The sequence below is a fragment of the Paenibacillus dauci genome (assembly GCF_000971985.1).
Lineage (GTDB): Bacteria > Bacillota > Bacilli > Paenibacillales > Paenibacillaceae > Saccharibacillus > Saccharibacillus dauci.
In genome coordinates this window covers 135110-159800 of the sequence record NZ_KQ040800.1, presented here as the reverse complement: position 1 = coordinate 159800, position 24691 = coordinate 135110, and the positions used below count along the sequence as shown (strand labels likewise).

Sequence of the window (24691 nt, the reverse complement as noted above, 5' to 3'; positions counted from 1 at the left end):
ATATTTTGAAGAACCGAAGTTCTTCACTCACTCGTTGTTCAGTTTTCAAAGATCAAAGTCTTTTTCGTTACCGCTGTGTCTCTCGCAGCAACTCTTATATCATATCATGTTCGTTTTCATTTAGCAAGCACTTTTTTTAAGAAGTTTTTCTTAATGTGTAACTCGCTGATGTGACTCTCATGACACTTTATCTTTCATTGTCACTCGTTCGTGACAACTTTTATAATATATCATGTGAGTTTATTTTTGTCAACACTTTTTTTATTAGGTTTTGATATGAATCAATACCCTTAAAATATGATGTTGAAATCACTCATTAATGAGTAATTTATTCCGAAGCGGAACGTTTTATAATTTATCATATTTCCCTAAATGTCGTCAACTATTTATTTAGCATTTTATTGGTTGTATTTTCTATACTGCTCTGTCCTATTTTTGATGGCTCGGTTGGTAGTGAAGAAAGATCACTTTATGCATCGTTGCTAGAGCAATATTTTTTAAAAATTGTATTAAAACTATTATATCTAAACTGCTATTGGTGCTTATTGTTTAGTGCTTATTGTTTAGTGCTTATTATTTGCCGCTTATTCTTTTATGGATAGATTATATCTTCAAGTATGTTCTTCTATATAGAAGAACTAGAAGAACTAGAAGAACTAGAAGAACTAGAAGAACTAGAAGAACTAGAAGAACTGGTTGATTGTACTGCTGATCTATCCAGCATTGTTCATTGTGCGCTATTCCGTATTGTTCATTATACGGTAATACTAAATCTGGAATACTAGATCATACAGTTTAGCTGCTTCAGGGGAAGCCGATATTAAATGATCCAATAACGGATTTCTCTTTCCCCTCCTGGTTGGGGTGTCCAGGTTACGGTCTCGCTGATTAGAGAACGGTATACCAGCTTACGAACAACAGTGGATAAGGCATTTCCAACATGACTGAGTTCCGGATGCTGGATTAACTCTTCAATACTCCATGGTTGTCTTCTACTGCGAAGTACACGGAACAGTACCGCAGAGCATTCCTGCATTTTGGACATTACGGAAAACTCACAAGCCAGCAAAACAAGTTCTACTCTCTGATCCATTGTCTCCATACTGAATGCAAGCTGTTCATACAGCTTATAGACATCCAGTTTATGCTTTTGTACTTGCTGCCAGATCGCTGACTCAGGATAGATGCCTCTTTCACATAATTCAAGCTTGGCCCAATGCTGTAGAGCCTGAAAAATGCAATGATATGCATCCATAGTCTGCCCGTTCTGCATATGGTAGCGTGCTTCTACATAAAGCGTCAAAAACAGACTGAATTCCCTGAACACCCGCCGTTCTGCCAGATGACCTGCCATCTCGATAAATTGGCTTCTAAGCCGCTGGATTTCTCCATCGGTATCCCAGATAACCTCTCCCTTGATAAACTGCTCGACGATACGGCGCTGCTGGCCCGCTACTGCGTAGTTCTCCATAAGTTCACGATCTATATAAATGACCTGAATATGCGTATTGGAAATATCCATACGGTGCTCTATAATTTCCTCTTCCATATCTTGACGACAAACAACGATGATCAAAACTTCAAAATCATGCAGCAGTGAACCATTGAACTGTTTACTATTGCTCTCGGACGCCACAGCCCCGACTACTTTGCGGTTATTGAAGCTTTCATTTAGAAACGAAAGATTGGTTAATTCCACATGATCCTCCCTTGTTGGTATGGGGATTAATATACTTTTATTTTTTCTGACTTTTTCTATCTAAAGGTTAATTTCTACATTTTGGAATACCTTTCCTGCCTGAATAGAGGAATTTGCCTATTTTCATAAAAAAAGCCCTGCTAAGCATAGTGCTTAACAAGGCAGAAGATGTAATCGGATGGTATACAGTTATTCGGTAATGATAACTGTACGTATCTGGTGAACCGTATTTAAGATTAATAGCTGATAGGTGTACAGAGTGTCTATAAAAATCAGCTTATTTGAATGTAGATAATGTATTCCAGGCGCGTTCATCGCCTAGGCTACGTGTCCACGAAGCTACTCCTGCCAGCTGGAGCTTACGGGCAAGCTCTACTCTTGCGGTTAGGGACAACTCGTCTTCTATCCAGATTTTGTATGTGACATCCTTTTCCTTGTACTCCACATAATTCTGTCCTGTATCAGGATCCAGGCGCGGTTTGAGTTTTTTTTCGGCTAGTAGCTTGGCGATACTTTCCATGCCTACCGCTTTGGAGGATACTTTGGTTTGTCCATTCTCTGATTTCTCTGTCCATATACGAGTGTATAGAGGAATACCCAGTATCAATTTGTCTGCAGGCACTTCATCTTCTTCCAGTACACGCTGCATTGCCTTCTCTGTCCAGGTCAGGGATGCGACCGAACCTGCTTTGGGACTGGATGCCCAGTGCTCATCATATGCCATAACCATCATGTAATCGAGCGAAGGCGCGAGTGATTGCCGATCCAGGAATTTGGACCAGAGTTCACTGTTGGATTTGGGCGTAACATCCATAGACAGCACCAGACTGTACTCGGATGCCAGCGGCTTCAATTCACGAATAAACTGTGTCACATTCGGACCATCTGTAGTATGCACATTCTCAAAGTCAATATTAATCCCGTCCAATTGATATATTCTGGCGTACTCCAATATCTGTGTAATGATACGTCGCCGGTTCTCATAGCTGGACAATGCCTCTGTCGTCCGGTCAGCGTCAAATCCATTACTCAGCAGCGCCCATATTTCAATGCCGCGATGATGGGCCCAGTTTACATACTCCATATCTGCCTTGCTTCTGACATTACCGGAGTCATCAACAATCTCGAACCATGTTGGACTCAGTACATTTATACCCGGTAGTTCCCCAATCGTATGTGGGTCACGCCTTTTCTCGTATACCGCTTCCCAGGCAAGATTAACTTTTTTACCTTTCCAATCGGTTTGTACACGGTTATCCGGAATGGCAGGAACAGGTATAGTCGTCAACTCGCCTAATCGGATAGCTTGCTGCTGCATATAACCGGTAATTCCATTATCCAGCTGTACTTTTAGCCATTGATCACCTGTCTGCCAGATTCTCAAATTCGCACCATCCGGTACATCGTTATATACCGGTGCATGAATACTGGCTTCACTGCGGAGTGCTACAGTCTGGTCGCTACCGCCTGCAGACACCTTCGCGTATTGAACCCGTTCCCCGGCCCGCATCAGGATCACGGCTCCCGTATCCGGATCTTCATGTACATCTATATGGTAAATTTGCTTCAGCGCCGCTAATGGAACGTATATTACTTGCTGCTGCTGTTCTGGAGCAAAACGAAGCTGAACTGGCTTCATATTTAATTCTGCTTTGGTACTTCCCTCTTTGAGATGCATAATATGACTGCTTGATGTCAAAATAATCGATTGGGTCGCTTGTTCATATCTAATATTCGGATCTATTTTGGATTGAAGAACCGGCAGTGGAATTTGCAGGGAATCACCTGTCCCCTTTGCCGGATACTGCATTAGCTCACCTTTAACAAAGATCGGCTTATCGATCCCTTTCCAGTCTGGATCTTCATGAAATGGATTGGGAATAGCAATATATGCTGCAGCTGCGATTATGATTAAAATACATACTGCCATCCACCAACGTCTGGCTCTACGACTTCTGTTCACTCGTGCTCGCTTCTGTCTGCTCAATACAGCCTCCTGTATGTAGTTGTGTCATTTGAACCTAATAAAAAAAGCAGCACTGGATATTCTGATCCCGTGCTGCTGGAATTAACCTTTACTATCAATCTCTGCAATCGGTGCAAATTCCATACAATTCCATCCGGTGACCGGAAATCTGAAAGCCTGTATGCTGTTCTGCCTGATTCTCTACTTCGCGAAGTGAAGGGTAATTAAAATCTTCAATTTTGCCACATTGCTCACAGATAATATGATAATGCTCGGTGACGTTCGCGTCAAAGCGGCTGGAGCTATCTCCATACGTAAGCTCACGAACCATCCCTGCTTCGATAAACATTTTCAAATTATTGTATACAGTCGCAACACTCATGCTGGGAAACTGCGGTTCCAGTGAACGATAAATCTCATCAGCTGTCGGATGTTCCATAGACTCCAGCAAATAGGCGAGTATGGCATGACGCTGTGGTGTAATTCGTACGCCACTGGTTTTCAGTTGTTCGAGTGCATGTTGAACACGTGTTGTCATCTGGTCCACCGCCTTGTTGAACTACGCAAACTGCATTTTGCCTGATCATTATCAGCTGTCTCTTGTTGCAGGATTGCCCTTCACATTGTAAAGGTTGCTGAAGAAGCTTGTCAACGCTACTGAAACAGCCTTAAAACAGGTATAGTCTTATTTTCCAATGCGGTAAACAATGAACTGTATCCGTTATTTATCGGTCGAAGAATTACCACTCGGCTCCGGAACAGGTTCTGTTGTTTTCTTTGCCGCAGATGGATCTGCTGTCTTATCTGCAGCATCTGTTTTTGTTCCTGCAGTGTCGGAAGGCTCTTTTTGACCTGTAGAAGGTACAACCCGCTGCTGATCATTGTCTTGGATCATCGAGTCTGTATTGTGCAATATATTCAAATCGCCATTGCCATCGACACGAATGGTATGATCAGCAGTACCAAATGTTCCGCTAACCGCTTTATTTTTCACTTCCAAAGGTAAATCCGTCTTGATCGTGCCATAGCTATTGGAGCCGGAAATTTCATAATTGCCAGCGGCTGGCAGATACAAATTAATGACTCCCACTGCACTGTATACGGACCAGTCTCCACCTATACTGACAGAGCGCACTTCGATATTGCCATTCAGCGTCTCTGCTCGTGTCTCGAAGTTGGCTTCGTCGACAAAGATATTACCATTACGTGTATTGACGTCAATATCACCGAGCCCTCCGGTAAGTGATACATCGCCTACCTGTGTATACAGTTTGGCAGCTCCACTAATATCATTAACCCGGAATGTTCCCTGGTTGGTCTCTGCATTCACATTGCCCAGTATAGAAGTGATTTCCATATTACCGTTGGTGGTCTGTGCTTTGACATCACCCAGCAAGTCACGAAGCACAAGACCCCCGTTACCGCTCCGAACCGAAATGCTGCGCAGCGCCTCTATACCGTTCATCGTAATTTTGCCGTTGGTCGTCTGGACATTGATATCAAAGTGCCGACTGGCCGGTACGGTAATCTCCATATTGACTCGCGGCTGACGATTGCTGGATTCTCCATAAGAGGTCGTCTCCGGACGAATATCGATATCCTGCCCTTCAGTAAAGTTGATTTTGGTAGACAGGGCGATCTTTTTGGCTTTTTCCCGCTGCACTTCATCGACCCACACTACAGGCCGGATCTGAATCTGGTCTACACTGCCGGAGTGAATAATCAGATCGCCATTAATACCTTCTACATTCAGTTCATCCGTCTCTTCCGTAATCGGTACTGCCAGGCTATCCAGTTCCGTACGTGTACCTGATGCTTCACTGAATTCGGCTGAAGCTGCTGTCAGGTCAAGACTGACCCTGCTCCATAAATACAAATACTGATTCTGCTCGGTAACGAGGAAAATGGACACTGCTGCCAGTAAAGCGATTAACATGCCTCTGATATCCATCCGCAGTCTGAACAACCGACGGCGTGACAGGATATAAAAAATAATATATTCGATTCCCCATACGACGAGTATTACCGGCCACCATGTTAGCAGCCATAGCAGCTGTCCACCACCGGTCCACTGATCCAGAAATACCAAAACACCCAATACCAGCCAGAGCAAGGAAGCGGTGATCCTGCCGACTCTAATTTTTGTGGGCATGGATTGCACCTCCTGTCTTCTCCTGCGATCCTTTATGCAGAGCACGGTAGATGCGTATTCCCTGGAAAGTTAACAGCAGTATCCCGATCAGCAAGCATACCAATGCTGTCAGATAGCCGCCCCAGAAGCTGACAATATTGCGCAGCCAATAGGGACGCAGCAGCAGAATACAAATCATCGTTCCTTCCAGAATGAGCAACAAGCCAAAACTGATACCGCGCAGACCGGCGTAAGGCCGATTTTTCTTTTTGAAAGGAATATATGCCCGAATATGCTCATTAATCCAATCGGTCGACTGTAGTACATCGTATACGTTATAAAAGTAAATCACCGGTACGAGAAGCGCCAGCAGACCGAGGAATGGCAGATTGATCTGAATGCCCTGGGAGGTAAAATAAAAGAGTGCTGTAATATCCAGCAGCAGCAAAGCGATAAATTGAATGCCTTTTTGTGCCAATCCAAGATAAATATGACCAAAACCCGGTAAAATGGCTGCAAGCAGCACAGCAATAAATTTGCGTTTGAGCGGGAGTCTGGACGGGGAGTTCGCCATATTGATTCCTCCTTCCATACCGCTGACGATAGGTATGTCCGAAATTTTCGATAGTGTTAAAGTAGTGCCTTTTATCTGTACACAGATACTTGCTTATGAGTCTATTCAATAGAGACAGCAGTCACTCCATCAATTTTTTGCATACGGCTGATAATATCCATCGGGTTGTATGCATGATGGATCTCCACGTTCATACGCAGCTCGGTAAGCAGTGTATCCGACGATAAGGTATGACCGCTACGCTCCTTAATAAAAGTAATTCTCTTGATCGTAATATTCTCGCTATATAAAAATTGGGATACCCGATCGAGCGTCAGTATACCTGATATGCCTTCGATCGTAATCTCATGAGCCTTGCTGCGCCGGATATAGCGCTGTTCCACAATATTCAGTACCCAAAGATTCAGTACTACCAGCAATGTGGATACAAAAGCTGCAAAATAAAAGCCGGCTCCGATGGCCAGACCGATCGCTGCTACTACCCAGAGAGAAGCAGCTGTGGTCAGTCCGGTAATGGCCTTGCCGGTAAACAGAATGGTACCTGCTCCAAGAAAACCGATTCCGGAAATAACGGCTGTCGCCAAACGTGCCGGATCAATACGCACATTGGTCTCATGTATAAAATCCGCAAAGCCGTACACGGACAGCATCATGATCAGTGCCGAACCAACACACACCAGAATATGCGTACGCAGACCCGCAGCATGACTTGAACGTTCCCGTTCCCATCCAATCAACCCACCCATCAGCATCGCAGCCAGCAGGCGGAATAAAATATGCATATTATCAATGAGCCAGGGACTACTCATATTTATAATTACACCTCCTATTCATTCGTGATGTTAGGATTATGACGATGAAAAGTAGTCAGTTCCACACCAGGAGCCACTTCAAAAGCTTCGATCGGCTCAAAGCCATGCTTGCGGTATAAACCAACTGCCGGTTCATTCTTGGTACCTGTAGACACAATGTATAACGGTACATCCGGATACTCTTCAAATACATAGGATAACAGCTGGCTGGCGATTCCCTGTCTGGAAGCCGCCGGATGCACCATCATGCGTGAGACTGTCAGTGTATCCGGCTCCTCCTGCTCGATGGCGACAACGCCCTGAATTTCTTCCTCTTCATTAAAGTACCCATAAAACGTCTCTTCGCAGCGGCGAATACTCTCTACCGTATCCATAAGCGGCGGCAGCTCCTTGACTCCTATCAGCTGTGCTTCCATTCGGTAGGCAATATGCTGAAGCGCCCAGATCTGTCTTACTACATCATCATCTTCCAGTGAGCATTGGCGTATCATGGTCGGCGTCTCCTCTAACGGCCAGCAGCCTGATAACAGGCTGTATGGACAGTGTTTATTTTAAAAAGGACATGCCCTGATTGGCATGTCCTCTACATATCTGTATGTCATAAATCTGTATATCATGAATCCCGTTAAATTATACGCTGTATTTAGCGCGGCAGCAATTCAGCCAAAAGTTGGTTAACCATGCCCGGATTGGCTTTGCCTTTACTTTGTTTCATGACTTGTCCAACCAGGAAGCCAATGGCTTTGTCCTTGCCGGCCTGATAATCGGCAACCGATTGCGGATTGGCAGCAATGACTTCTTGCACAATCGTCTTGATCGCACCTGCGTCACTGATCTGGGTCAATCCCTGTTCTTCAACGACCTGCTGTGGGCTCTTGCCGGATTGCAGCATTTCCTTGAAGACGGTTTTGGCGATTTTGTTGCTGATCGTTCCTTTTTCAATCAGGCCGATCATCTCACCAAGTGCCTGTCCGGTAAGTGGAACAGCGGAGAACTCCAGGTTGTTGGCATTTAGATAACCGAGCAGTTCGCCCTGAATCCAGTTGGCAACCGATTTGGCATCTCCTGTATACTGCAGGCTTTCTTCGAACAGATCTGCCAGCGGTTTGGAAGAAGTAATAACGGCTGCATCGTAGGCAGGCAATCCATACTCGGAAGTATAGCGTGCCTGACGTGCATCCGGCAGCTCCGGAATCGACGCAAGCACACGGTCTTTCCACTGCTGATCGATATGAAGGGTCACCAGATCAGGGTCCGGGAAGTAGCGGTAATCATGCGATTCTTCCTTGCCGCGCATAGAAATGGTTTTGCCCAGTGCTTCGTCCCAGCGGCGGGTCTCCTGAACGACTTTTTCCCCATCATCCAGAATCTGCGCCTGACGCAGCTCTTCATATTCCAGACCGCGCTGTACACCGCGGAAAGAGTTCATGTTTTTCAGTTCGGCGCGTGTGCCCAGCTCTGCCTGACCAACAGGACGCAGACTGATGTTGGCATCGCAGCGCAGCGATCCTTCTTCCATTTTCACATCGGATACATCACAATACTGCATAATGGCACGCAGTTTCTCCAGATAGGCACGTGCTTCTTCGGGAGAAGAAATCTCCGGTTCGGAGACGATCTCGATCAATGGTGTACCCACACGGTTAAAGTCTACCAGTGAATCATAGCCGCCCGAAGTATGGGTCAGCTTACCTGCATCTTCTTCCAGGTGCAGACGGGTAATGCCGATTCGCTTGGTCTGTCCATTCACTTCAATATCGATCCATCCATGTTCTCCGATTGGCTGATCAAACTGGGAAATCTGATAGGCCTTGGGAGAATCGGGATAAAAGTAGTTTTTGCGGTCAAACTTGCTTACATCGGCAACCTGGCAGTTCAGCGCCATCGCTGCTTTCATTGCATATTCCACGGCCTGACGGTTCAGCACGGGCAGTACACCCGGGTGACCGAGGCAGACCGGACAGGTATGCGTATTTGGCGGTGCTCCAAAAGCGGTAGAACAGCCGCAAAAGATTTTTGATTGGGTATGAAGTTCAACGTGAACTTCCAGTCCGACGACTGTTTCGTATCTGGCTGTAGACATCGGTATCGTCCTCCTTCTTCAGATGGTTTTACAGCTGTGGACGCTGCTTATGGAAATCGGTATTTTGTTCAAATGCATGCGCCACACGCAAAACCGTCTGTTCATCAAAGGCTTTGCCGATAATCTGCATGCCGACAGGAAGTCCCGACACTAATCCGCAAGGAACGCTAATCGCCGGTACACCTGCCAGACTCACTGGAATGGTCAGAATATCATTCAGATACATGGTGAGTGGATCATTCACCTGGGAACCCAGCTTGAATGCGGTTGTCGGCGCAGTAGGTCCAACAATAACATCATATTTGGCAAATACATTGTCAAAGTCCTGCTTGATCAATGTACGTACTTTTTGGGCTTTGAGATAATAAGCATCATAATAACCGGAGCTCAGTGCATAGGTACCCAGCATAATCCGGCGTTTCACTTCCGGGCCAAATCCTTCACTGCGGGACTGATGATACAGCTCCAGCAGATTGCCCGGATTCTCGGCACGTACACCATAACGTACACCGTCAAAACGCGCCAGGTTGGAAGAAGCCTCGGAAGAAGCAAGCAGATAATAGGTAGCTACTGCATACTCGGTATACGGAAGAGAAACTTCTTCCCATTCTGCGCCCAGACTTTCCAGTACTTTGAGCGCGCTCATGATCGATTCCTTGACTGCAGCATCGACACCTTCACCAATGTATTCGGAAGGAACGGCAATCTTCAGTCCTTTGATATCACCTGTGAGCGAGCTAATGTAATCGGGAATATCCACTTTGGCTGATGTGGAGTCTTTCTCGTCGTATCCGGCAATTGCCTGTAGCACATAAGCGGAGTCTTCTACATTTTTGGTAATCGGACCAATCTGGTCAAGAGATGAAGCAAAAGCAACCAGACCAAAACGGGATACCAGACCATAAGTAGGCTTGAGTCCAACAACGCCGCAGTAGGAAGCGGGCTGACGGATCGAACCGCCGGTATCGGAGCCAAGGGTGAAATATGCTTCGCCGGCTGCAACTGCTGCTGCAGATCCACCACTTGAACCGCCTGGTACATAATCCAGATTCCACGGGTTGCGTACCGGCATAAAGCTGGAGTTTTCATTGGAGCCGCCCATGGCAAATTCGTCCATATTCAGTTTGCCCAGTGTAACGGAATCTGCCAGCTGCAGCTTTTCCATAACCGTAGCATTATAAATCGGATCATAATTACGCAAAAATTGACTGGCACAGGTCGTGCGCAGTCCTTCGGTCACGATATTGTCCTTGATCCCTGCCGGCAAGCCAAACAGTAGACCACGGGCTTCCCCGCTGGCCATTTTCTCATCCAGTGCAGCTGCTTTGCAGTTGGCTGCTTCCTCATCCAGCGTCAGGTAAGCCTGGATACGGTCATCACGTTCGTTAATCGTCTGAAAAGCCTGTGCTACAAGATCGGTTACTGCCAGATCTCTGGCATGAAGCCGGTTATGTATTTCGTTCAGACTGAGGTCAAATAAAGTCACTTCGTGTCCTCCTTCAATTCGGTTTACTTGGGATCGGGCTGCAGGAGTCTATTCCAGAACAGCCGGTACTTTGAACTGCCCGTCTTCATCATCGGGAGCATTGCGCAGTACTTTTTCAATCGGCAGACTTTCATGCACTTTATCTTCGCGCATTACATTGCTGACATGCAGCACATGCGTGGTAGGCTCGACATTGTCCGTATCCAGCTCGTTCAGCTTTTCTGCATATTTGAGAATGGCATCCAGCTGCGCAGTGAATTGTTCCTTCTCTTCTTCATTCAAATCCAGACGCGCCAGTCTGGCTACATGTTCCACATCCTGAATATTGATTGTCATTGATAAACCCTCCTTCAATCCTGTACCGGTCTCTCGCTGGATGTACTGGATAGCATGCAGAACCTATAACTTCTGTCCGCATCACAGCCAAACCGGCGGGAAATAACTTTTTCCATTATAGGGTACATACCCTTACAATTCAATCCGTTAAAGCGATAGCAATAAAAAAAGAGCCGGCAGCGCCGACTCTTTTAAATCCAAGCACGCAGATTGATTTGTTTGACGAAATCAGCCTGTGTACTTTTATCTGTTAAAGGTTCTTCAGGTACCGGAAGTTCCTCACCATTCATCACTTGGAAAAACAACTTTTCATTGTGTGTCGCCAGAGCATAATCGATTAGCGCCTCGCGTCCGATTCGTTCTGCTTCCTGTTGCAGCAGTATCTCCTCCGGCTCAATATCGCCAGCCGGTACAAAGAAATTACGGTTTGCTTTAGGAATACGAATGACATAATCGAAGGCATTATCAGGGTTACGGTCATACGCAATTATATATCCATAATCACCTACAGGCAGATTTTGCTCAAAGGTATCAGTGACCACTACGACTTTTTCTCCCAGATGCAGCATCGTCTATCTCCCCCTAGCTTATCTCCTTATTTGTACATCCTACTACAATAAGTAAGTGGTGTCCACTTTAATCCCAAAAATTACATCTTAATACCCTTGTGAAAATATGCATTTTATAAAGTACGTCTATAGAGGTCGATTGGTGTCATTTTATTTCCAAAATAAAACAAGCAGACAGAAAAAGATCCAGTCTGCTTGTCTAAGTAATTGTCTTTGAGAAAATCATCTTCTGTATAAAAGTACCTCGCTACAGACAGAAGCGATGATGCAAAATTCTATCTGCCGTGCAAGCGCTCATGCAGATGCTGCTACATTATGCAGGAACGTAGGGATTGCCTGCTTTCTCGTTACCAATCGTTGTTCTCGGTCCATGTCCCGGATAAACTGTCGTCTCATCATCAAAACGGTACAATACGGTACGGATCGAATCGATCAATGCCCGCTCGCTGCCGCCGGTCAGATCGGTACGTCCCACACCCATGCGGAACAGTACGTCACCGGAGAACAGTTCTTTTCCACTCAGGAAGCTGACACTGCCCGGTGAATGACCCGGTGTATGGTACACGGTAAATGTATGGCCGATCAGCTCCAGCTTTTGTCCTTTATCCAAGGCGTATTCTGCAGGCTCGGCTGTAATTGGCGGAGTCACATCCGGCCACATCGCCGAACCGTTGAGCCGTGGATTGGTCATCCACTCTGCCTCCAGATCATGCAGGTAAACCGGGCAGGAATAATGCTGACGCATCTCCTGTACCCCGCCCATATGATCAAAATGAGCATGGGTTAGCAAAATGGCTTCCAGCTTCAGATTCAATGTATCTATACGCCGAATCAGTGAGCCCGGGTTCATCCCCGGATCAATCACTACCGCATGCTGATTATCTTCTGCGATCAGCAGATACGCATTGGTCTGCAGCGGTCCAAGCGAAAAAGTCTCTATTTTGAACACGTTATTCACACTCCTGATAATAATTCACGCAGTTCACGGATCACCATCGCATGAGAAGCAGAACCTTCTCCATAGCGCTCCATCATTCCTTTGCGTACCTCTGCCATCTTGTCCTTGTAGTCGGGAGCTTCACGATCCGGATTCTCCTGACGGAAAGCCACCATCAGCTCCTGCACATGCTGTGGACGCGGTCCCCATTGTCCCAGCACATGACCGCCAGTATCCGTAATGATAACTATCGGTACAGAACGCCCACCCATCGTCAGATATTCGTCCATAACATCCTGATGCTCCTCCAGAATAAGAACCCGGGTTGGAATAGCCGCTTCCTCAAAAGCACGGAATACAACCGGAATATTACGAACTACATCGCCACACCAGTCAGCCGCTATAATAATGGAGCGCAAGTCATCACGATGCTGGAGCAATTTGAAAAATTCGTGATCCTCCAGATCGGTCCAATTGAATAAGGTATGTCCATCATGGAAAGCTTCCTTGTTCTGTGTCATTCCCTCCATAAACTGCTCCGGAGTAATTGCCACTTCCCATTTGTCTGCCAGATTGCGCTTGCTCATTATATTCGCCGCCTTTCGGATGATTTATTTCTTTTTCATCTTCCTTTTAACCAAAAAGTAGGATGCCAGCAGCACAACTGCCACAATCAGGATCGGTGTCGTATATTTACTTGCGATCTGATCGATATTCTCCCACTGGCTGCCCAGTACCATACCCAGATAAACAAACAGGGCAGACCATGGAATCACCGCCAGCGTAGTCAGTGTAATAAAGCGTACATGGGACATCTTGGTAATGCCTGCCGGTATCGAAATGGCATGGCGTACAACCGGAATAAAACGCGCGGTAAAAATAACACCTGTGCCGTATTTATCAAACCATTCTTCCGCGTGGTCGATATGGCTTTTTTTGATCAAAATGTATTTGCCGTACTTTTCCAGTACAGGGCGTCCGCCGTAACGTCCGATCCAGTAAATGAACAGCTGGGCGATGACCCCGCCAACGGTACCAAACGCTACCGCTCCAAAGTAATTGATACTGCCTGTGGATACGAGATATCCGCCGTAGGCCAGCACAATCTCACTCGGAATGACCTCAATCATCAATCCCAGCATAATACCTGCATAACCGAGCTGTTCCACCCAGTGCAGTAGTTGTGAAATAATATCGGAAATAATCTCCACCAGTCCTCCTTCAGTATGGTTGTGTTCCTGTCTCTATATCAGGCTTATGTATTCCCACATGACTCAAGCGCTGTGTCGTAATGATGTCCTTACATATTTTAGCACAGTGATGTGAACATGGGCTAGTTTTAACCTCATCTATTCCGAGGACGCTATCCAGAAGGGGAAAAGGATAAACAATGCACACAGACAGTGATATGTACGTCTTTGGAAAATATAAAAAAACGGACTGCCAAAACAAACAGTCCGTTGGTGTTGATATTAAGCGGTACATATATGGTACACAATACAGTCTTATTGATACGTAGCCGTCTGAATTGATTTTACAGGACAGCTTCGCTGGTAGTCTCCTGCGGAAGCAGGTCACGGCAGGCATTTTCCAGATACGGGCGAGCTTGCAGCATATTTCGGAATACACTGTATTCCTGCCACATCGTCGCTGTATCACCGGCAGAACCTTTGACCGCGCGGATCAGTATATTCTTGGGTGTATGCTCCATATCGATAAACTCGAGCAGCTGTGTACGGTAGCCCATCAGATCGAGTAGCTTGGCACGAATCGCGTCAGTAGCCAACGCGGAGAAACGTTCCTTGAGTATACCGTGGGACAAAAGAGGGCTCAGGGCATCATTCTCTACCTGGCTGAACAGCTCATGCTGACAGCATGGAACAGACAGGATAACCGAGGCGTCCCAGCGTACTGCCTTTTCCAAAGCAGCATCGGTTGCTGTATCACAAGCATGCAAAGTAACGACCATATCGACCTGATCCAGCTCGTTATAATCTGCAATGTCTCCGACCAGGAACTGAAGCTTGTCATAATTCAGCTTCTCGGCCAGCTGGCTGCAGTGCTGAATGACATCGGCTTTGAGATCCAGACCAACAATACGCAAAGGGCGACGCTGCTGGATATTCAAATAATGATAAAGAGCGAAGGTGAGATAGGATTTACCGCAGCCAAAATCCACAATCGTCAGTTCACGATCCTCAGGCAGCGATGGCAGTATATCCTGTACCATCTCCAGGAAGCGATTGATCTGGCGGAACTTGTCATACTTTTTGGCAAACACTTTGCCATCGGCATTCATGATACCTAGCTCCACCAGAAAAGGAACAGGTTCGCCTTCATCCAGAATATAGCGCTTTTTGCGGTTATGATTCAGATCGGCTTCTGTTTTGGTCGCTGTCTTGGTTAAAATCGACACTTTGTATTTCTTGCTGATCAATACCTGATAATCCGCCTCTGTGGTGCACAGCAGACCCTGGCGCATCGACTGCTCGAATAGCTCCATTAACGGACGCTCCGCTTCGGCAGCAGGTACATTCTCATGAGTAACTTTATTATTATAATGATAAGCAAACTGATAATGCAGCTGCTTCTTGAGTTCAACCGGTTTGATAATAACTTTGTTAAAGGCATCGGCGTCCCGTTTGCGGCGCTGACTAAGCGTCGCCGAGATCAGTTCACCGCCTTCAATCAGCTGATGAACGAGTTTCTGGAGTGAATCCATGATGTACAATCACTTTCTTTCCTTTTCAATTTTGCAGCCGGGCATGCGCCGCTTCTATATCGGCCCGGGTGATGCCGCCTTCTTGCAGCTCTTCATCGCTTTTGCTTAGCATCCGTTCGTAAAAGGCTGCGCCGGTCTGCTGTCCTTCAGTAGGGTCCAGCTCGGTCAGGCGACGAAGTGCATCTACCGCATTATCATAATAGCCTTCCTGCTCTTCATATTCCAGCATCAGTTTTTCTACTGCAGCCGGCAGCACGTACTCTTCCAGCTGATCGAGCAGTCCATCAATATGCTGTGGATAATCCAGCAGACTGCGATCTGCCCCATTCACCGCACTGTACAGGAACAGATGCAGCGATTTGATTCGGCGTACTACAGCATCTTCATCATGACCGCCGGCTGCATAAATATCGGCTTCTACTTCGATCATGCGTGCCAATCCCTGCAGCTGATCCACTTCGACAGTGGGACCTACGCGGAACATATCTATAACTTCATCTGTAGGCATACGGTTTACCAGTTCACTGTTCAAACGGAAGTTTTTGCGCATGAGGTCATCAACTTCCCACAGTGCTTCCGTATATTTCTTTTCTTCCTTGAGTCCGAACGCTTTGGAAATCATGCTGGCCATATCCTCGATCATGCCCATGAGGTAATCTTTTCTGAACATTCCTATCCCGCCTTCAATATGATTCTATAGTAGATTTTATCGAATAAACTTGTTGATCACTGCGATTAGTTCTTCTGGTGCTTCCAGCATGCTCATATGTCCGGCACCCGGTATCGTTACGGATGTAATCTGTTCTCCCTCAGCGGTAAATAGACGTTCTGCCGGTACAACATGATCATTCTCACCGGCAACCAATAGCACCGGCAGAATGGAAGAAGCGATAACCGAGCGACGATCTGGACGTTCGCGCATCGCCATGGCTGCACCGCAAGCTCCCTGTGGAGGCGTATGGTATCCAATCTCCCTTGCTTTTTGTACAGCCTGTGGCAGCTCAGTTACCGAATCCGGTGCAAACAACCCTTCGATGAATCCGTCTACAAAAGCAGCTACGCCTTCACTGTTAATTTTGGAGACGGTCTGCAGACGTTTCTCCCGGGCTTCTGGCGAATCCTCATATCCGGTCGAATGAACCAGTCCCCATGCGTTCAAATAGTCTGCATACTGCTCAGCCAGCACAAGAGCCACATAACCACCCATCGAGTGACCGAGTACCGTAACCTTGTTCAGATTTAAATGATCCAGCAATCGGATAATATCTTCTGCCATTTGTTCAATCCGGTAGGCTCCTTCCGGTGCCGGACTGCGGCCATGCCCACGCAGATCGGGCACAATGCAGCGATACGTTCTGGACAATTCGGGAACAACTTCATCCCAGTAGGCAGAGCTGCCCATAAAACCGTGCAGCAATACAAGCGGCTCACCTGCACCGGTATCGGTAAAATAAAGAAGTTCGGATGGTTGCTGTATAGGTTGATTCATGAATGATTGCCTCCCTGTGCAGTTAGTTCGGAAATGTATAGAAATCATTTATCTATAGTAGGTATAACCTATTCGATATCGAATTCACTATGATCATTTTATTCAGACGAATGATATATGCCTATTCAATCGGTAATGCCTAGTCCACGAACCGCCGCTTCCACGACGTCCTCTGCCATTTTCATAACATGGCGCAATGAGGTTGTCTGTAGCGTCCAGTAGGGTTTGGGTCCATTCTCATTCACAATGGCTGCGATACTGTATGTGCCTACGCCCGGAAATTTGCCTCCTACCGACAACGCAGGGAATAGCGGCTCTTCTCCAATGCTATACAGTCCTACCGAGCGCTGCTGACCGAGGCAGGCATCTATCGCAATAATCGTCAGATCACCCGATATGCGCGGAATACGCTCATGCAGATTATGCGCATCGCAGGGATACTCCATTGTGCCTGTAATATTGGGAATGCTGCGTGCTTTCAGACCACTGCCGATTAGCGGTCCCAGTGCATCTCCCGTTGAACGGTCTGTACCGATACACACAAAGGCAAGCTCCTCCAGCGCATGACGGCTGTGAATCATCCGGAAAAACTGGGTCAACCCATCCCGGTTCACATTGCGCCGATTCTGCTGGTCATAGGGAAGCAGACTTGACTGACGATTAATCATATAATAGTAGATTCCCTCCTCAACTGTGCGTATCTATAGTAATTTTAACCGATGCGCCCTATTACCGCAAAATATTGGTTCCCTGTCGCTATCCATGGTACAATACAACAAAATCAGCTTTTGTTACAGAAAGGGAGAACGTACCGATGGATTTGTCCCAACCTACAACGGAAAATCTGGAAGTCATGATTGAAGCGATCAAAACCAAGCTTCGGATGGCCAGTGGTGCAGCGATGCAGGCTTCTGCTTTTTCGCTGGATCAGTATGAAGATATCCATGAAGTCTATGATATTGTGATGAATAAACCCAACTTGAGCATCAGTGAAGTTGAAGCACTTGTGTCCGAACTGGGACGTCTGCGCAGCAAATAACTTTTCACTTTTCCAGGTATCAAAGCCTGCTTTCCTTTTTTGAGGAAGCAGGCTTTTTTATGTGGATTTTGTTACTATGCTTCTTTTGATTCGTAGACATTTAGCATATTGTTCACGAATGTTTGCTGTTAACAGGGTTCAGTCGTGAATACAGGGTTAAATTTAACATAACGATAACAAATGAAAGAAGGCGATCCCTATCTCATCTCCAGCTTTTCCTGAACGTTCAGGACGCAAGTTCTCCAATCTCCCTCTATGGCTCATAATTACCCTCGTGCTGATTGCAGGAGCAGCGGTTTCTTTTATCCTCCTTAATCTGGTTACCTGGCTGATTCAGAATGCATTCGGCGGTCAGGTTCATATATGGGAAAATGAATTCCAGCGCGAGGTGCGCACTTATCATGAAGAACCACTCCGAAGTACAATGCTGTTTTTCACATATCTGGGCGGATTTTATTCGACAGTCTGTGTATCACTTGGTTTTGCACTGCTATTGACAGTATGGCGCGAATACCGTGAAGCACTGATGCTGCTTGTGACATCACTGGGTGCATGGCTGCTGAATACGATTCTGAAAGCACACTTTATGCGTCCACGTCCTGAACTGGAATTCTGGACTCATGCTTCAGGGTACAGCTTTCCCAGTGGTCATGCGACGATCGCGGCAGCTATGTACGGGATGTTGTTCTTTATCTGGGCCCGCTATCGCAGGCAGAAAAACCAGTCCATGGTACCAGCCATCCTGTGTGGTATTATACTCATCGCCTTGATCGGCATTACACGTGTATACCTCGGCGTTCACTATCCAACCGATATTATTGCCGGTTTTGCCAGCGGATTTCTGTGGCTGATTACATGTGCGTATGCCTTGTCTGTATGGCAAAAAAGAAAGCCCCAGCAACCTTTTGACGATGCAAAGGGGTAAGCAACCAATGTTTCATGCGTATGCCCCATGTTTATATACGAAGTAAGACAAACAAGCGAGATAGCCCACTTCAACGGTTACGTGCCTTCAGCTGAAATGGACTAGCGTAGCGTAAAGTAAAGGAGGCGATCTGCATGTGGGGAATCATTATCAGTATTGTGCTCGCCGTTATTATTGGCCTAATCGGTAATGCGCTCGCAGGCAAAGCAATGCCTGGTGGTATCATTGGAGCCGCTATTGCCGGATTTGTAGGAGCATGGCTGGGCGCCCTGTTGTTTGGTGACTTTGGCCCGAATATCGGTGATTTTGCGATTATCCCGGCTATTCTGGGAACTGCGATTTTCGTTTTTCTGCTTGGACTGTTATCCCGACTGCTCCACAGAGCATCTTGATCTCAGACAGGCATGATATAAGCCATACTTATGGTAAGCTGCAACATAATACTTAATACTCCCAGAGAAGCTTCACTTGATATGATATGGCTGGCTCTTCGGCTCTAGTCGCAGAACCGTACGCTATTACACGCAACCTACACTAATTGAAGGAGTGATTTTTTATGAACGAAGCAGAAAAAGAATATCCAATGCAAAGCGGTTCCACATTTTTGAAAGGTGTATTTATCGGTGGCCTGATCGGCGCTGCTGCCGCACTGCTCTTCTCGCCAAAACCGGGACGTGAGCTGCGTAGCGATCTGTCCGACAAACTGGCTGTAGCCGGTGAGAAAACCAAAAATGTATACGGTACTGTATCCGACCAGACGATGCAAGCAGCTGGCCTGATCAGCGACAAAACCGTAGAACTGGCAAGTGTGGTAGGTGACAAAGCTACAACCATTGCTCAGACTGTAGCTACCAAAGCTACTGACCTGACTGGTAAAGCCAAATCTTCGATCGGTGTAGGCGAATCTGCTGATCAAGAAAAAGCAGAAGCCAAAGAAAACATCGTAAAACATGTAGCCGAAGCTTCCAAAAACATCGCTGAAGATGTAAAAGGTGCAAAAGAAGATGTAGCCAAAGAAGTAACCAAAGCTGCTGAAGATGTGAAAAAAGATTCCAAGCCGCTGACTTCGTCCGGTTCCGGTTCTTCCACATCTACAGGTTCCAGCACAGGTGCTTCGACGACAACTGGATCTGCAACAGCGGGCTCTACAACATCTACTACACCAGGTTCCACTACAACGGGTTCCAACCCGTCAACAAACAATAACTTTAACTCTAACAACAAACGCTAATATAACCTGGATTGACCAAAATAGCCGGCTCATTGCAGTCGGCTATTTTTATGCCCGATGTGGCGAATTCATATGAAAGCGAGGGAATCTCATGGCTGACAAAGACAAAGAGTTATCACCTACATCCCCTGAAGTGGTACCTCCGCCAGATAATGTGCGCGAGCATCCATTCGAATTGCGTCATGAAGTGAAGCGTCTGAATGAACGCCTCGATCAGCTGACCAAAGCGCTGGACAAAGCGGAAATCAGAGATATCATCGAGAATTACAGCAGTGTACGCCGCCGCCTGATCACCAACTTTATTGCTGGTACTGCTCGTGGTCTTGGCTTATCATTGGGTACTATCGTCATCCTGGCGCTGCTTGCCTTTATCCTGAGCCAGATGGTTTCCCTGCCGCTGATCGGTGACTATATCAGTCAGATTCTCGATTATGTCAAGGCTTCCCAAGGTGCAGATACAAGTGGAGGCAAAGGTTAACAGAAGTAAATTCGCATCGCTTCCTTTATCAAAATCCTTGTGCATAGATAAAAGATACAGCAATGTTATCCTTTATCCGCGCACAGGGATTTTTTATTATCAAGTTGTACAACAGGAATATGTGGCATGGGATCGATCGGTGTTGGCTGCCTGCTATGCTAGTATACTGATGATGCATCAACCGCTGCGGAAAGGGATCATTCCGTCGTCCTCCGGTTAAGAATGGATATTTTGAATCACCGATTGTATCGGTAAATATCCATTCTTAAATGTCGTCCTTTGGAAAGATTCCCTTCCCTCCGCTCTGCTGTTTACGCAGATTTTTTAGAGAAACAAGAATGTATTCCAAGCTCTAAGCGAAGGAATTGGAATTAGACTCCAGCAGCGAAGCGGCCCTATTTAAGATTGGATATCCTCCGCTGCAAGCGGATATTCAGGATATCTGATCTTAACGAGGGGCAGGAGACTAATCCAATTTCGGAGCGGACAAACTTACATTCACTTCAGCTTCATTTATAACTGTACTACAAATCCAAGTCTAAGCATCCAATAGAACAGCAAACGCACTTACACTTACACTTACACTCCAAATTCTGCATCATATGAAACACAGCAGGAAATTAAAAAAGGTATGCTTCAACCTCCATTCGGAGAATCAAAGCATACCTCAGTCAATTGCCATAACCGACAATTTAATCTTGTACATGTGCAACATTAACCCGATGATGAAGCGTTAGACATAATTTGTTTAAGCTTCTCCGTAGCGCGCTTCTGGATACGCGATACACTCATCTGGGATACACCCAGCTTTTGTGCAATCGCACGTTGGGATTGACCTTCCTGGAAGGCAAGCAGCAGTACTTTTTGTTCCTGCTCCTTCAGCTGGCTAAGTGCCTGCTGCAGATCCATCCGCTTCTCTACTGCATCGTAATCATTCACATCTGCACTGATAAGTTCGCCCAGTGTAGCTGCGCTTTCTTCCTGGGACAATGGCGAATCCAAAGATACGTAGTGATAGCATTCGCGTCCTGCCAGGACTTCAATGGTTTCCTCTTCCGAAAGTTCCAGAAAACCGGCAATTTCCCGCACACTAGGGGAACGTTCCAGCTTGACCGTCAATTCGTCGATCGCCTGCTGAACCAGGGCTCCCTTTTCTTTGATTCGGCGCGGAACCTGTATGTACCACGATTTATCGCGCAAAAAGTTTTTCATATGCCCGATCATACTCTTCATGGCATATGGTTCAAAGGGAATCCCCAAAGAAATATCATACTGTTGCAAAAGACGAATCAATGCCATTTGACCGACCTGGTACAAATCTTCGTACAAGTCAGGGCGGTTACGGGCAATTTTACCCGCAGCCATCTTAACCATAGGCTCGTACTTTTTGATCAGCACGGTCGCAATGTCATTGTCTTTTGTTTGTTGATACTCCCAGATCAGGCCGATCGCCTCGTCCATCGATTCGGGGGGAGTCACTCTTTCACTCATACTCTTTCCTCGCTTAGAGCAAGGCTTTTGGACATGACGACACGAGTACCCTGGCCAGCTACATTTTCAATGCTGACATCATCCATCAATGCCTGCATCAGATAGAAGCCAAGTCCGCCAATCTGAACATCATTCAGATCTTTGTCATGCAGTGTGCTTTCTTCTCCGCCACCTTTTACTGTTTCGAAGCTCTCCCCTTCGTCTTCGACAGTAATGGATAACGTTTCTTCACCGATTTCGAAAGTTACATCAATATGTCCATCATTTTGCCCATAGGCATACAGCACGGAATTGTTACATGCTTCGGATACGGCTACTTTCATATCTTCAATATCTTCATATGAAAATCCCATTTTGGAAGCAATTCCGTACAGATTCAATCGTACTACATCTACAAACTCTGCGGTTGCAGGTAAATTAAGTATTACTTTTTGAGTATCAGCTTTCATGCTATGTTCGATCCTTTCCTAGTGGGAGTTCTCCTGAGGGGCAAAAAACTTGGCAATTCCGGTCATTTCAAACAGTTTCTGAATTTGTGGAGGAACCTCTTCAACAGTAAAGCTGGCATTCATACCGTGCCGTGCTTTGAGGATAGAGAGCAGTATACCGATACCTGTGCTATCAATATATTTCAGGTCTTTCATATTTACGATCAGATCCTGGCCAGCGTCGCCTACAAGCGGCTCCATAACCAGACGAAAATCAGGCGCTACCGATAAATCCATTTCCCCGCTTAAAAAGACAGTGCATGCGCCTTCTTCGAGTTGGGTTACTGCATTAAATTTTTCGTTTTTGTTAGTAGTCATAGACATTCTCCCCTGAACAATGGTTTCTTTACTAATAACCCAATCTGTTATCTTATGAAACATATCCTAAATAACCGATTAGAGAACTGATTTTGATTATATCCTGTTTTTTATAGTATATACAATTTTTAGTTGTTATAACAACTTTAGTAGGGGCAGCGCAAATCTAGCCTTTTCCGCCAGTGGCAGCAAGACCTTATTGCGCATTATATGTTAATTCGGTTATCACATACGAATGATCAATATACCGTTTTTTTGGCTTCATACCGTGATAATTCCAATGCATAACGTTCCATCATTGCTTTTACGCTACTCATTTTGACCGGTTTGCTTATATAATCATCCATGCCTGCTGCAAAGCATCGTCCTTTGATACCTTCCATCACATCAGCAGTCATTGCAATAATGACCGAACGTTCTCCATTCCCCAGCTCGCGTATAATCCGCGTAGCTTCCAGTCCGTCAATATTAGGCATCTGTACATCCATAAAGATATAATCATACGTCTGGGCAGAAGCCATCCGGATCGCTTCATCTCCGTCATCTGCAGTATCCGGCTCGTAACCGAGTCTATTGAGCATACTAACCATCAGCTTCTGATTGATCGGATGGTCGTCTACAATCAGAATGCGGGGAATGGAGCCGCTCTTTTGAAGCAGACTTACCGGCCTTTCCTCCACCACATCTACTTCTGTCTCTTCAACCGTGTATTCACCCACACGGATGCTAAAGGCAAATACTGCTCCATCGCCAGGTTCCATCTCTTTGCATTCCAGACGGATATCTCCGCCCATCATCTGTACCAGGTTTTTGCAAATCGCCAGACCCAGTCCGGTTCCGCCATACTTTCTTGTCATGGATGAATCCAATTGAGAAAATGGCTGGAACAGCTGCTCCCGCTTCTCCAGAGCAATCCCGATACCTGTATCCTTGACTTTGAACTCCAGTTCCAGACGATTATCATGCTGGCCTACCGCTTCTACTTCCAGATAGACACCGCCCTGCTCGGTAAATTTGATAGCATTCGCCGTCAAATTAATGAGCACCTGACGCAGGCGCGCCATATCTCCGAACAGATAGCCCGGTACATTATCTCCAATTCGGTAAAGCAGCTCCAGACCCTTTTTGCCAGCCTCCACCGAAAATAGTCCAAACACTTCGGAAATACAATTTTCGAGCGAAAATGGATGTTCTTCCAGTTCCATTTTGCCTGACTCCATTTTGGTAAAGTCCAGAATATCGTTAATGACCATAACGAGTGTATCTGCACTGCTGCGGATAATCTCGGCATAGTCCTTTTGTTCAGGTTGAAGATCGGTCTCCATCAACAGATCGATCATACCGATTACTCCGTTCATCGGAGTACGGATCTCATGGCTCATCATTGCCAGGAATTCGGTTTTCGCTTTGGCTGCAATCTCGGCAGCTTCTTTGGCACGAACCAGTTCCTGATTCATTTTTTCAAGTTCCAGCGTTTTTTGCTGCAGCAGCATGGACTGGGTTTTGTGACGCTTGTTGGTCAGATACATATTTACAAATCCTTCAATCTTGGATTTCAGGATTTGCGGAATAAATGGTTTTACCATGTAATCAATAGCACCTGCAGAATATCCGGCAAACAGATGCTCGGCTTCCTTGCTATTGGCAGACACAAAAATAATCGGAATTTCTTTGGTTTTCTCACGGGCTTTGATCAGTTTGGCAGTCTCAATGCCATCCATCCCCGGCATCTGAACATCCAGAATAATAACAGCAAATTCATCCTTGAGCAGACAGCGCAGCGCTTCTTCCCCTGAAGTCGCTTTGACGAGATTATAACGTTCACTCTCGAGAACGGCTTCCAGGGCAAGCAAGTTTTCAGGTCGATCATCTACCAGCAAGATATGAATCGGTTCATGAAACCTCATGGTATCCCCC

27 protein-coding genes are annotated in these 24691 nt (G+C 46.2%); 5 read left to right on the top strand and 22 right to left on the bottom strand.

Annotated elements, in window-relative coordinates; genetic code table 11:
* Window positions 1–820 precede the first annotated feature (820 nt).
* The 18 genes from WH46_RS06125 to yyaC form a co-directional block, all read right to left on the bottom strand.
* On the bottom strand, window positions 821–1699 hold the full coding sequence (locus tag WH46_RS06125; protein ID WP_046226095.1) for a nucleotidyltransferase-like protein: 879 nt from the start codon (window positions 1697–1699) through the stop codon (window positions 821–823).
* Window positions 1700–1976: 277 nt separating this feature from the next.
* Window positions 1977–3629 (bottom strand): glycosyl hydrolase family 18 protein, encoded by a 1653-nt coding sequence (locus tag WH46_RS06120; protein ID WP_046226094.1) that lies wholly within the window; start codon window positions 3627–3629, stop codon window positions 1977–1979.
* A 151-nt stretch (window positions 3630–3780) separates the two neighbouring features.
* On the bottom strand, window positions 3781–4203 hold the full coding sequence (locus WH46_RS06115) for a Fur family transcriptional regulator (protein WP_046226093.1): 423 nt from the start codon (window positions 4201–4203) through the stop codon (window positions 3781–3783).
* Between the two features lie 183 nt (window positions 4204–4386).
* On the bottom strand, window positions 4387–5817 hold the full coding sequence (locus WH46_RS06110; protein WP_046226092.1) for a DUF4097 family beta strand repeat-containing protein: 1431 nt from the start codon (window positions 5815–5817) through the stop codon (window positions 4387–4389).
* Entirely contained in the window at window positions 5801–6370 is a 570-nt protein-coding gene (locus WH46_RS06105) for a hypothetical protein (protein WP_017814338.1), read from the bottom strand. Before WH46_RS06105 ends, WH46_RS06110 begins: the two co-directional genes overlap by 17 nt.
* Before the next feature lie 101 nt (window positions 6371–6471).
* Complete coding sequence (locus tag WH46_RS06100; RefSeq protein WP_017814337.1) at window positions 6472–7179, bottom strand: MgtC/SapB family protein; 708 nt, start codon at window positions 7177–7179, stop codon at window positions 6472–6474.
* A 17-nt stretch (window positions 7180–7196) separates the two neighbouring features.
* Window positions 7197–7673, bottom strand: a complete 477-nt coding sequence (locus WH46_RS06095) for a GNAT family N-acetyltransferase (protein ID WP_017814336.1) — start codon at window positions 7671–7673, stop codon at window positions 7197–7199.
* Between the two features lie 152 nt (window positions 7674–7825).
* Window positions 7826–9265 carry an Asp-tRNA(Asn)/Glu-tRNA(Gln) amidotransferase subunit GatB gene (gene gatB, locus WH46_RS06090; protein ID WP_046226090.1) on the bottom strand — a complete coding sequence of 480 codons (1440 nt, stop codon included), beginning with the start codon at window positions 9263–9265 and terminating at the stop codon, window positions 7826–7828.
* 28 nt (window positions 9266–9293) lie between these two features.
* A complete protein-coding gene (gene gatA / locus WH46_RS06085) occupies window positions 9294–10751 on the bottom strand; it encodes an Asp-tRNA(Asn)/Glu-tRNA(Gln) amidotransferase subunit GatA (RefSeq protein ID WP_046226089.1) in 1458 nt (485 codons plus the stop codon).
* 48 nt (window positions 10752–10799) lie between these two features.
* On the bottom strand, window positions 10800–11087 hold the full coding sequence (gene gatC / locus WH46_RS06080; RefSeq protein ID WP_017814333.1) for an Asp-tRNA(Asn)/Glu-tRNA(Gln) amidotransferase subunit GatC: 288 nt from the start codon (window positions 11085–11087) through the stop codon (window positions 10800–10802).
* Between the two features lie 191 nt (window positions 11088–11278).
* On the bottom strand, window positions 11279–11656 hold the full coding sequence (locus WH46_RS06075) for a hypothetical protein (RefSeq protein WP_017814332.1): 378 nt from the start codon (window positions 11654–11656) through the stop codon (window positions 11279–11281).
* Window positions 11657–11969: 313 nt separating this feature from the next.
* Complete coding sequence (locus tag WH46_RS06070) at window positions 11970–12605, bottom strand: MBL fold metallo-hydrolase (protein ID WP_017814331.1); 636 nt, start codon at window positions 12603–12605, stop codon at window positions 11970–11972.
* Window positions 12606–12610: 5 nt separating this feature from the next.
* Window positions 12611–13180 carry a thioredoxin family protein gene (locus WH46_RS06065; protein WP_046226088.1) on the bottom strand — a complete coding sequence of 190 codons (570 nt, stop codon included), beginning with the start codon at window positions 13178–13180 and terminating at the stop codon, window positions 12611–12613.
* Between the two features lie 24 nt (window positions 13181–13204).
* Window positions 13205–13804, bottom strand: coding sequence for an undecaprenyl phosphate transporter UptA (locus WH46_RS06060; protein WP_017814329.1), 600 nt, complete (start codon window positions 13802–13804; stop codon window positions 13205–13207).
* A 323-nt stretch (window positions 13805–14127) separates the two neighbouring features.
* Window positions 14128–15315, bottom strand: coding sequence for a class I SAM-dependent methyltransferase (locus WH46_RS06055; RefSeq protein ID WP_046226110.1), 1188 nt, complete (start codon window positions 15313–15315; stop codon window positions 14128–14130).
* A gap of 25 nt (window positions 15316–15340) precedes the next feature.
* Window positions 15341–15985: a DUF6483 family protein gene (locus tag WH46_RS06050; RefSeq protein ID WP_017814327.1), complete on the bottom strand. Its 645-nt coding sequence runs from the start codon at window positions 15983–15985 to the stop codon at window positions 15341–15343.
* A gap of 36 nt (window positions 15986–16021) precedes the next feature.
* Window positions 16022–16804, bottom strand: a complete 783-nt coding sequence (locus WH46_RS06045; RefSeq protein ID WP_046226087.1) for an alpha/beta fold hydrolase — start codon at window positions 16802–16804, stop codon at window positions 16022–16024.
* A 125-nt stretch (window positions 16805–16929) separates the two neighbouring features.
* Window positions 16930–17472, bottom strand: coding sequence for a spore protease YyaC (yyaC, locus tag WH46_RS06040; RefSeq protein ID WP_052714136.1), 543 nt, complete (start codon window positions 17470–17472; stop codon window positions 16930–16932).
* A 146-nt stretch (window positions 17473–17618) separates the two neighbouring features.
* Here yyaC and WH46_RS06035 point away from each other — a divergent pair, with 146 nt between their 5' ends.
* From WH46_RS06035 to WH46_RS06015, 5 genes are all read left to right on the top strand, one after another.
* Window positions 17619–17843, top strand: a complete 225-nt coding sequence (locus tag WH46_RS06035) for a DUF1128 domain-containing protein (RefSeq protein WP_017814324.1) — start codon at window positions 17619–17621, stop codon at window positions 17841–17843.
* A gap of 274 nt (window positions 17844–18117) precedes the next feature.
* Entirely contained in the window at window positions 18118–18768 is a 651-nt protein-coding gene (locus WH46_RS06030) for a phosphatase PAP2 family protein (protein ID WP_052714135.1), read from the top strand.
* 134 nt (window positions 18769–18902) lie between these two features.
* The gene (locus WH46_RS06025; RefSeq protein WP_017814322.1) at window positions 18903–19160 is read left to right on the top strand and encodes a GlsB/YeaQ/YmgE family stress response membrane protein; all 258 of its coding nucleotides are present in this window, start codon (window positions 18903–18905) and stop codon (window positions 19158–19160) included.
* A 164-nt stretch (window positions 19161–19324) separates the two neighbouring features.
* Window positions 19325–19999, top strand: a complete 675-nt coding sequence (locus tag WH46_RS24575; RefSeq protein ID WP_017814321.1) for a YtxH domain-containing protein — start codon at window positions 19325–19327, stop codon at window positions 19997–19999.
* Window positions 20000–20090: 91 nt separating this feature from the next.
* On the top strand, window positions 20091–20477 hold the full coding sequence (locus WH46_RS06015; RefSeq protein ID WP_017814320.1) for a DUF5665 domain-containing protein: 387 nt from the start codon (window positions 20091–20093) through the stop codon (window positions 20475–20477).
* A gap of 714 nt (window positions 20478–21191) precedes the next feature.
* Here WH46_RS06015 and WH46_RS06010 read toward each other — a convergent pair.
* The 4 genes from WH46_RS06010 to WH46_RS05995 all read right to left on the bottom strand — a co-directional run bounded on the left by WH46_RS06010 (window position 21192) and on the right by WH46_RS05995 (window position 24681).
* Window positions 21192–21968, bottom strand: a complete 777-nt coding sequence (locus WH46_RS06010; protein ID WP_017814319.1) for a sigma-70 family RNA polymerase sigma factor — start codon at window positions 21966–21968, stop codon at window positions 21192–21194.
* Complete coding sequence (rsbW, locus tag WH46_RS06005) at window positions 21965–22417, bottom strand: anti-sigma B factor RsbW (protein ID WP_017814318.1); 453 nt, start codon at window positions 22415–22417, stop codon at window positions 21965–21967. The genes WH46_RS06010 and rsbW overlap by 4 nt, the downstream gene beginning before the upstream one ends.
* An 18-nt stretch (window positions 22418–22435) precedes the next feature.
* Window positions 22436–22774 (bottom strand): STAS domain-containing protein, encoded by a 339-nt coding sequence (locus tag WH46_RS06000; RefSeq protein ID WP_017814317.1) that lies wholly within the window; start codon window positions 22772–22774, stop codon window positions 22436–22438.
* A 239-nt stretch (window positions 22775–23013) separates the two neighbouring features.
* Entirely contained in the window at window positions 23014–24681 is a 1668-nt protein-coding gene (locus WH46_RS05995; protein ID WP_046226086.1) for a response regulator, read from the bottom strand.
* Window positions 24682–24691 lie beyond the last annotated feature (10 nt).

What these genes read in the sequence shown, in the direction of transcription:
- WH46_RS05995 (WP_046226086.1), bottom strand. Translation starts at nt 24,681, where the DNA reads ATGAGGTTTCATGAACCGATTCATATCTTGCTGGTAGATGATCGACCT.
- WH46_RS06075 (WP_017814332.1), bottom strand. Translation starts at nt 11,656, where the DNA reads ATGCTGCATCTGGGAGAAAAAGTCGTAGTGGTCACTGATACCTTTGAG.
- WH46_RS06100 (WP_017814337.1), bottom strand. Translation starts at nt 7,179, where the DNA reads ATGAGTAGTCCCTGGCTCATTGATAATATGCATATTTTATTCCGCCTG.
- WH46_RS06000 (WP_017814317.1), bottom strand. Translation starts at nt 22,774, where the DNA reads ATGACTACTAACAAAAACGAAAAATTTAATGCAGTAACCCAACTCGAA.
- WH46_RS06025 (WP_017814322.1), top strand. Translation starts at nt 18,903, where the DNA reads ATGTGGGGAATCATTATCAGTATTGTGCTCGCCGTTATTATTGGCCTA.
- WH46_RS06050 (WP_017814327.1), bottom strand. Translation starts at nt 15,985, where the DNA reads ATGTTCAGAAAAGATTACCTCATGGGCATGATCGAGGATATGGCCAGC.
- WH46_RS06015 (WP_017814320.1), top strand. Translation starts at nt 20,091, where the DNA reads ATGGCTGACAAAGACAAAGAGTTATCACCTACATCCCCTGAAGTGGTA.
- WH46_RS06115 (WP_046226093.1), bottom strand. Translation starts at nt 4,203, where the DNA reads ATGACAACACGTGTTCAACATGCACTCGAACAACTGAAAACCAGTGGC.
- WH46_RS06120 (WP_046226094.1), bottom strand. Translation starts at nt 3,629, where the DNA reads ATGGCAGTATGTATTTTAATCATAATCGCAGCTGCAGCATATATTGCT.
- rsbW (WP_017814318.1), bottom strand. Translation starts at nt 22,417, where the DNA reads ATGAAAGCTGATACTCAAAAAGTAATACTTAATTTACCTGCAACCGCA.
- WH46_RS06055 (WP_046226110.1), bottom strand. Translation starts at nt 15,315, where the DNA reads ATGGATTCACTCCAGAAACTCGTTCATCAGCTGATTGAAGGCGGTGAA.
- gatB (WP_046226090.1), bottom strand. Translation starts at nt 9,265, where the DNA reads ATGTCTACAGCCAGATACGAAACAGTCGTCGGACTGGAAGTTCACGTT.
- WH46_RS06110 (WP_046226092.1), bottom strand. Translation starts at nt 5,817, where the DNA reads ATGCCCACAAAAATTAGAGTCGGCAGGATCACCGCTTCCTTGCTCTGG.
- WH46_RS06045 (WP_046226087.1), bottom strand. Translation starts at nt 16,804, where the DNA reads ATGAATCAACCTATACAGCAACCATCCGAACTTCTTTATTTTACCGAT.
- WH46_RS06035 (WP_017814324.1), top strand. Translation starts at nt 17,619, where the DNA reads ATGGATTTGTCCCAACCTACAACGGAAAATCTGGAAGTCATGATTGAA.
- WH46_RS06065 (WP_046226088.1), bottom strand. Translation starts at nt 13,180, where the DNA reads ATGAGCAAGCGCAATCTGGCAGACAAATGGGAAGTGGCAATTACTCCG.
- WH46_RS06095 (WP_017814336.1), bottom strand. Translation starts at nt 7,673, where the DNA reads ATGATACGCCAATGCTCACTGGAAGATGATGATGTAGTAAGACAGATC.
- gatC (WP_017814333.1), bottom strand. Translation starts at nt 11,087, where the DNA reads ATGACAATCAATATTCAGGATGTGGAACATGTAGCCAGACTGGCGCGT.
- WH46_RS06010 (WP_017814319.1), bottom strand. Translation starts at nt 21,968, where the DNA reads ATGAGTGAAAGAGTGACTCCCCCCGAATCGATGGACGAGGCGATCGGC.
- WH46_RS24575 (WP_017814321.1), top strand. Translation starts at nt 19,325, where the DNA reads ATGAACGAAGCAGAAAAAGAATATCCAATGCAAAGCGGTTCCACATTT.
- yyaC (WP_052714136.1), bottom strand. Translation starts at nt 17,472, where the DNA reads ATGATTAATCGTCAGTCAAGTCTGCTTCCCTATGACCAGCAGAATCGG.
- WH46_RS06105 (WP_017814338.1), bottom strand. Translation starts at nt 6,370, where the DNA reads ATGGCGAACTCCCCGTCCAGACTCCCGCTCAAACGCAAATTTATTGCT.